The 13,347-nt window shown below is 72.4% G+C and carries 12 protein-coding genes; 7 read left to right on the top strand and 5 right to left on the bottom strand.

The features are described from left to right. The first annotated feature begins 44 nt into the window (after positions 1–44). Entirely contained in the window at positions 45–650 is a 606-nt protein-coding gene (locus AC5DRG_RS04585) for a sulfite oxidase-like oxidoreductase (RefSeq protein ID WP_491808237.1), read from the top strand. A 16-nt stretch (positions 651–666) separates the two neighbouring features. After that, positions 667–1,428, top strand: a complete 762-nt coding sequence (locus AC5DRG_RS04590; RefSeq protein ID WP_491812969.1) for a ferredoxin reductase — start codon at positions 667–669, stop codon at positions 1,426–1,428. Positions 1,429–1,486: 58 nt separating this feature from the next. Here AC5DRG_RS04590 and AC5DRG_RS04595 read toward each other — a convergent pair whose 3' ends face one another. Further along, positions 1,487–2,023: an amidohydrolase family protein gene (locus AC5DRG_RS04595; RefSeq protein ID WP_491808238.1), complete on the bottom strand. Its 537-nt coding sequence runs from the start codon at positions 2,021–2,023 to the stop codon at positions 1,487–1,489. Between the two features lie 324 nt (positions 2,024–2,347). Between AC5DRG_RS04595 and AC5DRG_RS04600 the strand changes: the two genes are divergently transcribed. Together AC5DRG_RS04600 and AC5DRG_RS04605 are read left to right on the top strand one after the other, a co-directional pair. After that, positions 2,348–2,833, top strand: coding sequence for a cyclic nucleotide-binding domain-containing protein (locus AC5DRG_RS04600; RefSeq protein ID WP_491808239.1), 486 nt, complete (start codon positions 2,348–2,350; stop codon positions 2,831–2,833). 61 nt (positions 2,834–2,894) lie between these two features. Further along, entirely contained in the window at positions 2,895–3,596 is a 702-nt protein-coding gene (locus tag AC5DRG_RS04605) for a response regulator (protein ID WP_491808240.1), read from the top strand. Between the two features lie 38 nt (positions 3,597–3,634). On the opposite strand, the gene AC5DRG_RS04610 is transcribed toward AC5DRG_RS04605, so the two are convergent. Together AC5DRG_RS04610 and AC5DRG_RS04615 are read right to left on the bottom strand one after the other, a co-directional pair. Continuing rightward, on the bottom strand, positions 3,635–5,425 hold the full coding sequence (locus AC5DRG_RS04610) for a sensor histidine kinase (RefSeq protein ID WP_491808241.1): 1,791 nt from the start codon (positions 5,423–5,425) through the stop codon (positions 3,635–3,637). Positions 5,426–5,537: 112 nt separating this feature from the next. After that, positions 5,538–6,899, bottom strand: a complete 1,362-nt coding sequence (locus AC5DRG_RS04615) for an 8-oxoguanine deaminase (RefSeq protein WP_491808242.1) — start codon at positions 6,897–6,899, stop codon at positions 5,538–5,540. 103 nt (positions 6,900–7,002) lie between these two features. Between AC5DRG_RS04615 and AC5DRG_RS04620 the strand changes: the two genes are divergently transcribed. Together AC5DRG_RS04620 and AC5DRG_RS04625 are read left to right on the top strand one after the other, a co-directional pair. Next, positions 7,003–7,971 (top strand): acetylxylan esterase, encoded by a 969-nt coding sequence (locus AC5DRG_RS04620; RefSeq protein ID WP_491808243.1) that lies wholly within the window; start codon positions 7,003–7,005, stop codon positions 7,969–7,971. A 90-nt stretch (positions 7,972–8,061) separates the two neighbouring features. Beyond that, positions 8,062–9,228, top strand: coding sequence for a serine hydrolase domain-containing protein (locus AC5DRG_RS04625; RefSeq protein ID WP_491808244.1), 1,167 nt, complete (start codon positions 8,062–8,064; stop codon positions 9,226–9,228). A 2-nt stretch (positions 9,229–9,230) separates the two neighbouring features. Here AC5DRG_RS04625 and AC5DRG_RS04630 read toward each other — a convergent pair whose 3' ends face one another. Together AC5DRG_RS04630 and AC5DRG_RS04635 are read right to left on the bottom strand one after the other, a co-directional pair. Beyond that, positions 9,231–10,187, bottom strand: a complete 957-nt coding sequence (locus tag AC5DRG_RS04630) for an anti-sigma factor RsbA family regulatory protein (RefSeq protein WP_491808246.1) — start codon at positions 10,185–10,187, stop codon at positions 9,231–9,233. After that, the gene (locus tag AC5DRG_RS04635) at positions 10,184–11,077 is read right to left on the bottom strand and encodes an MEDS domain-containing protein (protein ID WP_491808248.1); all 894 of its coding nucleotides are present in this window, start codon (positions 11,075–11,077) and stop codon (positions 10,184–10,186) included. The genes AC5DRG_RS04630 and AC5DRG_RS04635 overlap by 4 nt, the downstream gene beginning before the upstream one ends. Positions 11,078–11,284: 207 nt before the next feature. Here AC5DRG_RS04635 and AC5DRG_RS04640 point away from each other — a divergent pair, with 207 nt between their 5' ends. Continuing rightward, positions 11,285–13,258, top strand: a complete 1,974-nt coding sequence (locus AC5DRG_RS04640) for an ATP-binding protein (protein WP_491808249.1) — start codon at positions 11,285–11,287, stop codon at positions 13,256–13,258. The last annotated feature ends 89 nt before the right edge of the window (positions 13,259–13,347 follow it).

The raw sequence follows: 13,347 nt of genomic DNA on the forward strand, positions 1-13,347 counted from the left end.
GGCGCGTACGGTTGAATGCTCAGGAATTTGGAGGCAGGACCCGTATGCACGTCACCCGAGGCTTCACCGGACGCCCGCGCGTCGAGAACGCCGGGCTGCCGCCCGGTCAGTACGACGCGGGCGAGGACTGGCCCGTCCTCTCCGCGGAGGTCACGCCCGAGTTGGCGCCCGCCGACTGGAGCTTCCGCATCGACGGTCTGGTGGCGGAGCCCCGCACCTGGAGCTGGGAGCAGGCGCACGAGCTGCCGGCGTCGGCGTACGAGGGCGACATCCACTGCGTGACGAGCTGGTCGAAGTTCGGGGTGCGGTTCGGGGGCGTGTCCCTGGACACGTTCCTCGATGTGGTGCGCCCCCATGTGTCCGCCACACATGTCGTCGCCTACTCGCACACCGGGTACACCACCAATCTCCCGCTGGCGGACCTGACCGGCGGGCGGGCGTGGATCGCGTGGGAGTACGACGGGCAGCCGCTCGCTCCGGAGCACGGCGGGCCGGCGCGGCTGCTGGTGCCGCATCTGTACTTCTGGAAGAGCGCCAAGTGGATCGCGGGCCTCACGCTCCTCGACCACGACGAGCCGGGTTTCTGGGAGCAGAACGGCTATCACGCGCGGGGCAACCCCTGGGAGGAACAGCGGTACTCCGGTGACTGAGACGTTCGCATCGCAGGTGCCCTCCTCCACTCCGTTTGTGCCTCCGACGCGCTTCGCCGTGCCCGGGCGCATCGCCGTGAGCAACCGTGCCGCCGCGGTGTGGCAGACCGCCACGCTCACCGAGATCCGCCGGGAGACACCGCTCGCCTCGACGTTCCGGTTCGCGGTGCCTGCTTGGGCGGGCCATCTGCCAGGACAGCACCTCATGCTGCGGCTGACCGCCGGGGACGGCTATGTGGCCCAGCGCCACTACTCGATCGCGTCGGCGCCCGAGGACTCCGGGCACATCGAGCTGACCCTGGACCATGTCGAGGGCGGCGAGGTCTCGGGCTGGTTCCACACCAGGGCCGAGCCCGGTGACGAGGTCGAGGTGCGCGGTCCCCTGAGCGGCTTCTTCGCCTGGCCTGGCGACCGGCCCGCGCTGCTGATCGGCGCCGGTTCCGGGGTCGTACCGCTGATGGCGATGGTGCGGCATCACCGAGCGCGGGGCCTGTCCGTGCCGCTGCGGCTGCTGGTGTCGGCGCGGAGTCCCGAGGAGCTCATCTACGCACGGGAGTTGGGTGTGGAGACCACACCGGTCTTCACGCGCAACGCGCCGGAGGGTGTGCCCGTGGGACGTATGGCGGCCGCACATGTGGCGCCGCTCCTCGCTGATCCGCCTGCCGGTGGGTGGGAGGCCTATGTGTGCGGCTCCAACGCCTTCGCGGAGCACGCCTCGCGGCTTCTCGTCGAGGCCGGTCAGCCCGTGGAGCGGATCCGCATCGAGCGGTTCGGCTGAGGCTCTCGCGCCCCGGTCGAGGGAACGCTCCGTCTCCAGGCCCGCGCCAGCCGTGGGATCAGGCATAGGGAAAGTCCACCAGTGGGCCGGGTGGCAGGTCCGGGTCCGGGGTGCCGGGCGGCGCTGTGGGATGGACGAGGACGACGGCGTCCCGGGAGTCCAGCTCCGCCCACAGCGGCTCGAACGCCGGGTCGCCGAGGTAGCGGCCGTGGGCGTTGGACAGGACCATCACGCCGTCGGCGGCCAGTTCGTCCAAGGCGTGCACGGCCTCGGCGAGCGCACCGTCCACGTCGGGCAGGGGAAGGACGGCGAAGTGACCGAAACGGTCCGGCCGGTCCTTGACCAGTTCGGCGGTGTACTCGTTGACGCGCCTGGCCACCTCGCGTGCCCCGCCGGGGTCGTCGGGGGCGGCGAGCGGCGCCGCGTACGACAGCATGCCGGTGGCGATCGACCGGCGGTCCATCATCGCGATCGCGCCGGGCTCGTCCCACACGGGCGGGGGCCAGCCCAGCGCCGCGGCCCGGCCGCCCATCGCACGCCGGCGGTCCGGCGGGATCAGATGCTGGTGGACGTCGATGCGCGCGTGGTCCGTCATGCCGGTCCGGGCCTCCTCGGATACGGGGTACGAGGCCGCGGCGGGCAGCCGATATCCATGAGAAGGGACGGCGTGAGCGGCCGCCAGGGACATCACCCGGACGGCTGGATCGTCGCTGCGGCCATGACGACAGGGGTGGATCGAAGTGGACACGGCGCCGGGCGTGACGTACGGGGTGCGAGGGAGCGCCGACCGGGCCCAACGGGTCCTGCGCGAGGGCCGGTTGGCCCCTTAGCGCGCCGGTCCGCGCAGGGCACTCTGCAAGCATCCACCACGGCGTACGGCGCCAGGAGACCCCGCGGCGCTCCGGAAGGGAGACCCGGTATGACCGCAACATTGAGCACCCGCATGGCCCAGGCCCTTGAGGCCGAGCACCGCGGACGCCTGATGCGGCTGGCCCGGGAGGTGTCGTTTCCGCAGGGCGCCCGGATCTTCGAGGAGGGTGGGAGCGCCAACCACTTCTGGATCGTGCGTTCCGGCGCGGTCGCCCTCGACATGCGTGTGCCGGGCCGCCGCGCCCCGGTGATCGAGACCCTCGGGCACGGTGAACTCATCGGCTGGTCCTGGCTGTTCCCGCCGTACGTGTGGCAACTCGGTGCGCAGGCCGTACTTCCGGTGCGGGCCTACGAGCTGGATGCCATGACCGTACGGCTGTTGTGCCAGTCCGACCCCGCACTGGGAACGGCGGTGAGCCGGTGGGTCGGCACCGTCCTCGCCCACCGGCTGCATGCCGCGCGCACCCGGCTGCTCGACCTGTACGCCCCCTACGGCAGCGGTGCCACGCTGGAAGGGACCGTTCGGCCCTGGTGACTTCACGGCCGGGTGGGTCACGATCGAGAGCCGGGGTCGCCAACGACCGGGGAGTCGTGCCATGCCCGAACCAGAACAGGTGCCCAGGACCGCGCCAGTGCGGGTCTTCCTTCTCGACGACCACGAGGTGGTCCGGCGGGGTCTGCACGACCTGATCGACGCCGAGCCGGACATGGAGGTGGTCGGCGAGGCGGCCACCAGTGAACAGGCGCTGGTGCGCGGGCCGGCGCTCAGGCCGGACGTGGCGATCCTCGACGTACGGCTGCCGGACAGTGACGGCATCACCGTCTGCCGTGAACTGCGGTCCCGGCTGCCGGAGTTGGCGTGTCTGATGCTGACGTCGTTCGATGACGACGACGCGCTGCTCGACGCGATCATGGCGGGGGCCTCGGGATACGTCCTGAAGCAGATCAAGGGTTCCGACCTGGTCTCGGCGGTGCGCACGGTCGCCTCGGGACAGTCGATGCTCGACCCGGCGACGACCGCGCGCCTGATGAGCACCCTGCGCGGTCCGGGCGAAGCCGCGGAGGGGCAGGGGGACCCGCGGCTTGCCGGGCTGTCGGAGCGCGAGCTGGAGATCCTGGGGCTCATCGGCGACGGACTCACCAACCGGCAGATCGGGCAGCGGCTGTATCTGTCCGAGAAGACGGTGAAGAACGGGATCTCACGGCTGCTGGCCAAGCTGGGCGTGGAGCGGCGCGTGCAGGCCGCGGTGCTCGCCGCGCAACTGCCGCCGAACCGGCGGGAGGGCACCTCCGGCTGACTGCTTCAAGGAAGGTGGGCGCCGTCGCGGCGTAGGCCTCAGCGCGGGCCGAGCGGTACCCGCCACTCCAGGCGGGTGCCGCCCTCCTCCCGCATCGCCACCGACAGCTTCCCGCCCAGCCGTTCGGCGCGTTCCTCGATGTTGCGCAGTCCGCTGCGGCGGCCGCCCTCCTTGAAGCCGACGCCGTTGTCACCGACGGAGAGGGTCAGGCGTCCCTCCCGGACGACGAGCGTGACCTCGGCGGCGGTGGCCTGGGCGTGCCGGGCCACGTTGGTGAGGGCCTCGCCCACGACGGCTACGGCGTCCTCGGCGACGTTCGCCGGTACCTCGACGTCGATCAGCCCCTCCATGCGCAGTGCCGGCGTGAAGCCGAGCACCCCGGCGGCCTCCTCCAGGGCGCCCACGACCCTGATGCGCAGGCCGGCCACGGGTGTCTCGTGGGCGCGCAGGCCGAAGATGGTGGAGCGGATGATCTTGATGGTGGTGTCCAGGTCGTCGACGGCCCGGCCGAGGCGGTCGGCGGCCTGAGGGTGCTGGACGAAGCGCTGAGCGCTCTGCAGGGTCATGCCGGTGGCGAACAGCCGTTGGATGGCCAGGTCGTGCAGGTCACGGGCGATACGGTCGCGGTCTTCGAGGAGGCTCATCTGCTCGGTGTCGCGGCGCCGTTCGGCGAGTTCCATGGCGAGGGCCGCCTGTCCGGCGAAGCCGAGGAGCGGTGTGGTCTCGACCTCCGTGAAGGGCGGCCGGCCGGCTCCGCGGGCGAGCATGAGGACACCGCGCAGTCCCTCCAGGGTCCCCATGGGCACGGCCAGCGCCGGTCCGAGGCCGGCCCAGCGGTCGGGCCCGTAGGTGATCCGGGGATCCCTGGTCACGTCGTTGGTGGTCACGAGGCCGCCCGCGGACAGTGCGGCGCCGGCGAGGGTGCCCTCCGGGGGCAGGATCAGACCGCGGTGCGTCTCGGCGTGCCGGCCCAGGGCGAGCGCGCCGCGCAGTTGGCCGGTGTCCTCCATGACCAGGTCGACGACGCCCAGTTCGGCGCCGGTGATCTCGCGGGCGCGCTCCAGCATCACTTCGAGGACCTGCGCCTCGGGCGCCCCGGACAGCAGCCGGCTGATGACCTCGGCGCCGGCCTCCAGCCAGCGTTCCCGGAGCCTGGACTCGGCGTACAGGCGGGCGTTGTCGATGGCGACGCCGGCCGCGACGGCGAGGGTGGACAGGACGGCCTCGTCCTCGGGGTCGAACTCTCCCCCGCCACGCTTCTGGGTCAGGTAGAGGTTGCCGAACACGCGGTCCCGCACCCGGATCGGGGCGCCGAGGAAGCTGTGCATCGGCGGGTGGTGCGGCGGGAACCCGGACGACGCCGGGTGCTCGGAGAGTTCCGCCAGCCGGAGCGGTTCGGGGTGGTTGATGAGTTCGCCGAGCAGACCGTGTCCGGAAGGCAGGTCGCCGATCAGCGCCCGCACCTCGTCGTCGAGTCCCACCGGAATGAACTGGTCGAGCCGCTGCTGCCGGCTGATGACGCCGAGCGCCCCGTACTCGGCGTCGACGAGCACGATGGCGGCTTCGACGATCCGGCGCAGCACCTGACTGAGTTCGAGTTCCCGGCCGACCGACAGCACCGCCTCCAGCAGGCCCTGGAGCCGGTCGCGCGTGCCGCGCACGGTCTCGATCCGCCCCTGGAGCTCCTCCAGCAGTTCGTCGAGCCGCAGCTTGGGCAGCTGGGACCGCCCGTCCCCGCCCTCGACCCGCTTGTCCCCGCCGCCTTGGGCCCGTCCCTCCCCGCCCTGGGCGCGCCCTTCCTCGCTTCCGGCCCGCATGTCCCCGCTCATGCGCCCTCCACCCCCCGGCGTGCGCCGACGAGACGCCGACGTCGGTCTCACACGGTATCCGTTCAACGACGGCCCGTCGTGGGAGAGTTGGATCCCTTACGCCAGAGTCTCCCTACACGACGATTTCCTGCATCCGGCGCGCGATCCGGCCGTGCGTGCGCAGCGCGTCCGCCAGCGCGGGCAGGACGGGTTCGCTCCGGTCGACGAGGACCCGGCCGCCGACGACCGTGGTCCAGGCGCGGGCGGGCCCGCAGCGCAGCCAGGCCTCGACGGGGTCGCTGAGCGCGCCGGCCAGCGCGACCTCGTGGAGGTCCCAGACGACCAGGTCGGCGCAGGCCCCGGGCCGCAGATGCCCCAGCTCGTCGGCGCGGCCGAGGCAGCGGGCCGAGCCGCGGGTCGCGATGTCGAGGGCGTCGCGCGCGGTCATCGCGCCGGGCCCGCCCCGGTAGCGCCCCAGCAGCAGCGCGCCCCGGGTCTCCATCCACAGCGAGGCGTGGTCGGTCGAGGCGGAGCCGTCGCAGCCGATGCCGACGGGCAGGCCCAGCTCCCGCATCTCGCGCACGCGCGCGGTGCCGCCGCCGATGAGCATGTTGGAGCTGGGGCAGTGCGCCACGCCGACGCCGGCGGCCGCGAGGCGGCGCAGTTCGTCGTCGCTCGGGTAGATGCAGTGCGCGACCCAGGTGCGGTCGCTCATCCAGCCGGTGTCCTCGAAGTACTCGACGGGCCGACAGCCGTACGTCTCAAGGCAGTACGTGTCCTCGTCGCGGTCCTCGGCGAGGTGGGTGTGCAGGCGTACGTCGTACCGCTCGGCGAGTTCCGCGGTCGCCGTCATCAGCTCCTTGGTCACCGAGAACGGCGAGCAGGGCGCGAGAGCGACGCGGACGAGCGCACCCGGGGCGGGGTCGTGGTGGGCCTTGATCAGGCGCTCGCTGTCGGCGAGGACCTCGTCGGTGCTCTGCGTGACGCTCCTGGGCGGCAGGCCCCCGTCCTCCACGGAGCGGGTCATGGAGCCGCGGGTGGCGTGGAAGCGGAAGCCGATGTCGCGGGCGGCGCGGATCTCGGCGTCGACGAGGTTCGGGCGCGGGTGGACGTAGAGGTGGTCGGAGGAGGTGGTGCAGCCGCCCATCAGCAGCTCGGTCATGCCGACGTACGCCGACACGTAGGCGGCTTCCTCGTCCAGCGCGGCCCACAGCGGGTACAGCGTGGTCAGCCAGTCGAACAACGACCCGTTGACGGCGGGCGCGTAGGAGCGGGTGAGGTTCTGGTAGATGTGGTGATGCGTGTTGATCAGCCCGGGGGTGACGAGCCGCCCGGCCGCCGAGACGGTCGTAGCGGCCTCGGGTTCGGAGCCGACGGCGCCGACGGCGGTGACGCGTCCGCCCGCGACGGCGATCCAGCCGCCCGGGATCTCGCGTTCCCCGTCCACGACGAGCAGTTCGGCGTCCTTGACCAGCAGTTCCACGGCAGACGACATGGCGTCATCGTAAGTGTCCGACGGGTCGGAGGCCTGGCGGGTCCTCGGACGGCGCACGTACGGTGTGATCATCCGCACGGCCACTTCACAAAGGCGGTCATCGATGGCCCTGTTCGACCTTTCCCTCGCCGAGTTGCGCGAGTACCGCAGTGAGTCCGTGGAGCCCGAGGACTTCGACTCCTTCTGGTCCAAGACCCTGCAGGAGGCCCGCGAGCACGAGCTGGACGCCCGTTTCGAGCCGGTGGACACGGGGCTGTCCACGGTGCGGGTGTACGACGTGACGTTCGCCGGGTTCGGCGGCCACCCGGTGAAGGGCTGGCTGCGGCTGCCGGCCGACGCCGAGGGACCGCTGCCGGTGGTCGTGGAGTTCATCGGCTACGGCGGCGGGCGCGGCCTGCCGCACGAGAACCTGCTGTGGGCGTCGACGGGCCGGGCGCACTTCGTGATGGACACGCGCGGCCAGGGCAGCGCCTGGGGCGGCGGTGGCGGGACGCCCGACCCGGTGGGCGGCGCGCCCGCGTACCCCGGTTTCATGACCCGTGGCATCGACGCACCGGAGAACTACTACTACCGGCGGGTGTTCACGGACGCGGTCCGTGCCGTGGAGGCGGCCCGCTCGCACCCGCTGGCCGACCCGGCGCGCACGGTGGCCCTCGGTGCCAGCCAGGGCGGCGGTATCGCGATCGCGGTGGGCGGTCTGGTCCCGGACCTGGCCGCGGTCGCCCCGGACGTGCCGTTCCTGTGCGACTACCCCCGCGCGACGCGCCTCACGGACCGCAACCCGTACCGCGAGATCGGCAACTACCTCAACACCCACCGCGGCCGCACCGAGGAAACCCTGCGCACGCTCTCCTACTTCGACGCCGTCCACTTCGCGCCCCGCGCCGGCGCCCCCGCGCTCTTCTCCGCGGCCCTGGAGGACCAGACCTGCCCGCCCTCGACGGTCTACGCGGCCTTCAACGCCTGGGCGCACGAGGACAGGACGATCGAGGTGTACGACTTCAACGACCACGAGGGCGGCGGCCCTTACCAGGAGGCGGCCAAGCTGCGCTGGCTGCGGTCGTACGCCTGATCCCTTCCGCCCAGTCCGACCAGTCGGTACGTTCGGAGGGTCCGGGTCGCAGTGTCGCGGCCCGGGGTTCCGGTGGACGACGGAGGACCCATGTCCGAGCACCAGCCACACATCGACGGTCACTGTGACGCCCGCTTCACCGCTGTGCGTACGGCGTTCGAGGAGAACTTCCGGGACCGGGGCGAGCTGGGCGCCGCCGTGGCCGTCGTGGTGGGGGGCGAGACCGTCGTGGATCTGTGGGGCGGGTGGGCCGACGCGGCGCGCACGCGCGCGTGGGAGCGGGACACGCTGGTCAACGTGTGGTCGACGTCGAAGGGACCGGTGTCGCTCTGCGCACACATCCTCGCCGACCGTGGGCTGCTCGACCTCGACGCGCCGGTGGCCGAGTACTGGCCCGAGTTCGCGGCAGCCGGCAAGGAGAGCATCCTCGTTCGGCACCTGCTGTCGCACCGCGCGGGCCTGTCGGGGCTGCGTGAGCCGCACTCGCCGGCGCAGCTCTACGACTGGGAATTGACGACCGGCCGGCTCGCCGCGATGGAGCCCTGGTGGGAGCCGGGGACCCGGTCCGGGTATCACGCGCTGACCTTCGGCTTCCTGGTCGGGGAGGTGGTACGGCGGGTGTCGGGGCTGCTGCCGGGGGCCTTTCTGGAGCGGGAGGTGACCGGGCCGCTCGGGATCGACTTCACCATCGGGCTGCCGGAGAAGGAGGCCGACCGAGCGGCCGAGCTGGTGCATCCGCCGGCCGCGAGGACCAGCGAACAGGCAGCGATCTACGCCCAGTTGACGCCCACCGCGCTCGCCGCCCTGGCGAATCCGCTGGTGGGCGCGGCCGAGGCCAACACGCCCGAGTGGCGGGCAGCGGAGCTCCCGGCCGCCAACGGCCACGGCACTGCGCGGGCGGTCGCCGCGCTGTACGGCGTCTTCGTCGGCCAGGGCTTCTACGATGGCCACCGCGTCCTCTCCCCCGAGGCGGCCGAGCGGGTGCGCGAGGGGCAGGGCAGCTGCCGCGACCTGGTGCTCGGCGCCGGTTTCGAGAGCGAGACGGAGATCGGCCTCGGCCTGTGGCTGAGCGGCCCGAACGGCTCGTACGGGCCCAACCCCCGGGCCTTCGGACACGACGGCTTCGGTGGCTCCTGCGGCCTCGCCGACCCCGAGGCCGGGGTGTCGCTGGGCTACGTGATGAATCGCATGGGCCCCCATATCGCCAACGACCCACGGAAGATGGCGCTGGTCGACGCCCTGTACAGCGCACTCTGAGGCTATGTCGCGGTCCGCGGGCGCCGGAAGTACAGCTGTACGACGGAGCCCGACGGCCCGAATTCCGAGGCGACGAGATCGCTCAACTGCCGTACCAGCCACATGCCGTGGCCGCTCGCGGCGTGCGGCTCGGGAGGCAGATGGCCGGGGAAGGCAGGGGGCGGCTCCGTCGTGTGGGCGCCGCCGTCGGAGATCTCGCAGATCACGTACTCGGGGTCGGTGCGCAGTCGTAGCACGCCCTGTCCACCGCCGTGGCGCACGCAGTTGACGACGGCCTCGTGGACCGCGGCCACCATGTCGTACGTCCGCTGCTCGGGGACGCCCAGGTCGCGGGCCCATGCGGCGAGGGCACCCCGCACATAGGCCGAGCCGCCCCGGGCGAAGCGGAGGCCGTCCTCTGCGGCGGGCAGCAGTGCCGGGCGCTCGCGGTCGCATTCGGCCGCGAAGTCCGCCGGGTCGGCGTAGCGTCCACTGGGGGCCGACATGCGGGCGCCCAGGGCGAGTTCGGGGTGGGTGCGCAGGGCGGTGCGCACGACCGTGGCGGGGAGCGTGCGGGTGTCGTACGGGCACAGGATCCAGTGGCCGGTGTCGGCGAAGGCGACGTTGAGGACGGATTCGTAGCGCATCCACTCCCGGGTCTCGAAGGGGGTGCGGCCCGTCCAGACGGGTTCGCCGATGATCCGGACCCGGCGGCCGGAGAGCTGCTCGGCGCAGTGGGCGTGGTATTGGCCCAGGGTGCGTGAGGGGTGGCCGTACCAGTCGGCCGCGTCCCTGAACTCGATGTCCTGGGCGCGGTCGCCGAGTTCGTCGGCCAACAGGGGGATGTTGTGGCCGTGGACGACCGCAAGGACGACGTCGCCGGCGTCCAGGCCGTCCCGGGCGAAGTCGGCGGTGCCTTCGAGGAATTCCTCGTCCGAGCCGTAACACAGGGCCTGGTGGACGAAGCCGGTGCGGCTCACGGCCCCTCACCTCCGTCGTCGATGGATAGACCGGGGACGCGGTCCCAGCCGGTCACCCGCATCACCCGCTGGAGGTGCGGGGCGACGCCGGACAGCACGAGGGTGCCGCCCGACGCGGACAGGCCGAGCGCCGAGAAGACCAGCAGGCGCAGGGCGCCCACGTCGATGAAGCGCAGGTCGCGCAGGTCGAGTCGGGTGCGGGCGCCGTTCGCGGTGCGGGTGTGGGCGCGGGCCCGCTCGGCGTGCAGGGCGCGGGCGACGGCCGTGACGTTCGTGTCGTCGACCTCCCCGGCCAAGGCGAGGCCGGGGGGTAGGAAGGTGCGGGTGATGGACAGCAGGCCGTCGTGCCACACGTGGTCGGCGCCCACCCTGCCGTGGTGCAGCCCGTCGAGCGGGGCCAGTTCGGCCTCGTCGAAGACCCGACGGTCGTACAGGCAGATCCCGAGCACCGGCAGCGCGGCGAACACGGGGTCGAGGAGCAACTCGCTGTCGTGCAGCGTCTTGAGGCCCTTGGCGACCTGCGCCCGCAGCACCTCCGAGCAGACCCGCAGCCCGAGGAATCCGTCGCCGACCGCGCGGCCGGCCTCGCGGCGGATCACCTCGTCCAGGTCCCACAGCCCCTCGGCGGTGGCCAGATGCGGGTCGACGCGGAGCCGGCCGAGCGCGATCTCCTCGTCGACCCGGCAGCCGTACGCCTCCAGGAAGGACAGGACCACACCCGCCGGCATCTCCGCCGGCGGCAGGACAAGCCCGCGGTGGCCGCTGGCCAGGCCGTCGAGCAGGAACGCGGCGAGAACCGTCTCGCGCTCCTCGTCGGTGTCGTAGCCGAGAAGCAGATGGTCACCGTGGCGCATCTGTCCCACGGTTCTCAGGGCGGGTACGACGGCCATGCCCGCACCTCCCTGGGTGTGCCGGGCCTTTTCCAAGTTACGCCGGAAGCGGCCTCACCGTGAGGGGGTTAGGGTGACCGCCATCGGTTCCGGTGAGGGGGGACGATGGCGGCCTCGGTGCACGGTGGCAGGACCGGCAATCTCCCTGCCGAGGCCAACACCTTTGTCGGCCGACGGCCCGAACTCGCCGAGATATCAAGCCTGTTGGTGACCACGCGACTGGTGACACTGACGGGGCCCGGGGGTGTGGGGAAGTCCCGGCTGGCGCTGCGTGCCGCGCATGCGGTCCGGGGCTCGTTCCCGGGCGGGGCGTGGCTGGTGGAGCTGTCGGAGCTCAGGGACGCGGGGCTGCTGACGAACGCGGTGGCGCAGGCGACCCGGTTGACCGAGCAGACCCTGCGTCCACTGCTCGACGCGGTCTGTGAGCACCTCGCGGGGGCGCCGCTGCTGCTCGTCCTCGACACCTGCGAGCACGTCCTGGACGAGTGCGCGCATGTCGTACAGGAACTCCTGGCGCGCGCACCGGAGTTGTGCGTACTCGCCACGAGCCGGCAGCCGTTGGGCGTGCCCGGCGAGCAGTTGCTGACGGTGGCGCCGCTGCCGCTGGGCGAGCACGCCGACGCGGTGGCACTGTTCGCGGCCCGGGCCGCGGCGGCGGTGCCGTCGTTCGCGCTGACCGACGCCAACCGGGCCCATGTGGCGGCGATCTGCTCCCGTCTCGACGGGATTCCGCTGGCCCTGGAGTTGGCGGCCGTACGGCTGCGCGGGTTCCCCCTCGACCGGCTCCTGGAGGGGCTGGACTCACGCTTCGACCTGCTCGTCTCGCCTGCCCGGCCGCGCCTGGCCCGGCATCAGACGCTGCGCACCGCGATCGGCTGGAGCCACGAGCTGTGCACTCCGCTGGAGCGGCTGCTGTGGGCGCGGCTGTCGGTGTTCGCGGGCGGCTGGGATGTCGAGGCCGCCGAATTCGTGTGCCACGGCGGGCCGTTGGACGCGGAGGAGGTCCTCGCGCTGCTCGCCTCACTCACCGAGAAGTCCATCGTGACCCGGGAGGGCGAGGGCGCCGCGGTGCGCTACCGCATGCTCGACACGGTCCGTTCGTTCGGCGCCGAGTGGCTGGACGGGCTCGGTGACCGGGATACGGTCACGCGCCGGCACCAGGACTATTTCCGCTGGATCGCCCGTCAGGGCGAGGCGGAGTGGCTCGGACCGGGTCAGCGGATGTGGGCCGAGCGGCTGACCGCGGAGCACGCGAACCTGCGCCTGGCCATGGAGGAGTGCCTGACGGCGTCCGAGCCGGAGACGGCGCTCGAACTCGCGGGCACCCTTTGGTACTTCTGGTTCGCGTGCGGCTTCGCGGAGGAGGGCCGCGGCTATTTGGAGCGGGCACTGAGCCAGGCCCCCGAGGGCGGCGGACCCGAGCACACCCTCGCGGTCTGGGCGCACCGGCTGGTCACGGTCGTGCCGGACGACCTGGATGCCGCCGAGTCGGTGAGCGCGGCCTATGTGTGGCTCGCCGAGGAGCGTCAACTTCCGGTGCCCGCCCTTCCGTTGACCGGGGCAAGCCTCGCCGTGCGGGGCGAGTCGGCGCGCTCGGCCGTGCTCTACGGGAGCGTGGCGCAGGCGCCCGGGGGCGATGGGGGCGCCGAGTTCTTCCAACTGCTCACGCTCGCACTCCAGGCGTATCTCCTGGCCGGACAGGCGGCGTTCGAGCGCTGCGCGGCGGTCGCCGAGCGGCTGCGCGCGGACTGCGCCAAGCGCGGCGAGCTGTGGATGCGGGCCTGGGGCGACTTCTTCGTCTCGCTCGCCGGGATCGGCCTGGGCCACGCGGAGGAGGGGCTGCGCTCGGCCCGGGAGGCGCTGGCCGCCAAGTGGCGGGTGCACGACGGGCTCGGCGCCGCCGCGGTCGCCGACCTCCTGGTGGCCGCGCAGGCCGCGCGTGGTGAGACGGAGCTCGCGGCACGCCTCCTCGGCGTCAGCAGACGCCTGTGGCAGACCGCGGGCCTGCCCCAGCTCGGCAGTTCCGACACGACCGTCTTCCGCCGCGAGTACGAACGCCGACTACGAGCCGCCCTCGGCGACGCCAGGTTCGCCGAAGTGTTCCGCGAGGGGCTGGAGTTGGGGCCGGACGCGGCGATCGCCCTGGCACTGGGGGGCGCAGGACTGGACGGGGATCTGTGACCGGCGCCCTGCCGCTCGTACTCGTTGGACTCATCAGACGCACTGAGCACACCCATGCGGTCGGCGCGCCACAGATACAGCCAAGTGAC

This window comes from Streptomyces sp. JLBG701, from assembly GCF_058544905.1.

Excerpts from the sequence above, each read along its gene's own strand:
- AC5DRG_RS04600 (WP_491808239.1), top strand. The coding sequence starts at position 2,348 with ATGACCGCAACATTGAGCACCCGCATGGCCCAGGCCCTTGAGGCCGAG.
- AC5DRG_RS04615 (WP_491808242.1), bottom strand. The coding sequence starts at position 6,899 with ATGTCGTCTGCCGTGGAACTGCTGGTCAAGGACGCCGAACTGCTCGTC.
- AC5DRG_RS04610 (WP_491808241.1), bottom strand. The coding sequence starts at position 5,425 with ATGAGCGGGGACATGCGGGCCGGAAGCGAGGAAGGGCGCGCCCAGGGC.
- AC5DRG_RS04625 (WP_491808244.1), top strand. The coding sequence starts at position 8,062 with ATGTCCGAGCACCAGCCACACATCGACGGTCACTGTGACGCCCGCTTC.
- AC5DRG_RS04620 (WP_491808243.1), top strand. The coding sequence starts at position 7,003 with ATGGCCCTGTTCGACCTTTCCCTCGCCGAGTTGCGCGAGTACCGCAGT.
- AC5DRG_RS04595 (WP_491808238.1), bottom strand. The coding sequence starts at position 2,023 with ATGACGGACCACGCGCGCATCGACGTCCACCAGCATCTGATCCCGCCG.
- AC5DRG_RS04635 (WP_491808248.1), bottom strand. The coding sequence starts at position 11,077 with ATGGCCGTCGTACCCGCCCTGAGAACCGTGGGACAGATGCGCCACGGT.
- AC5DRG_RS04585 (WP_491808237.1), top strand. The coding sequence starts at position 45 with ATGCACGTCACCCGAGGCTTCACCGGACGCCCGCGCGTCGAGAACGCC.
- AC5DRG_RS04605 (WP_491808240.1), top strand. The coding sequence starts at position 2,895 with ATGCCCGAACCAGAACAGGTGCCCAGGACCGCGCCAGTGCGGGTCTTC.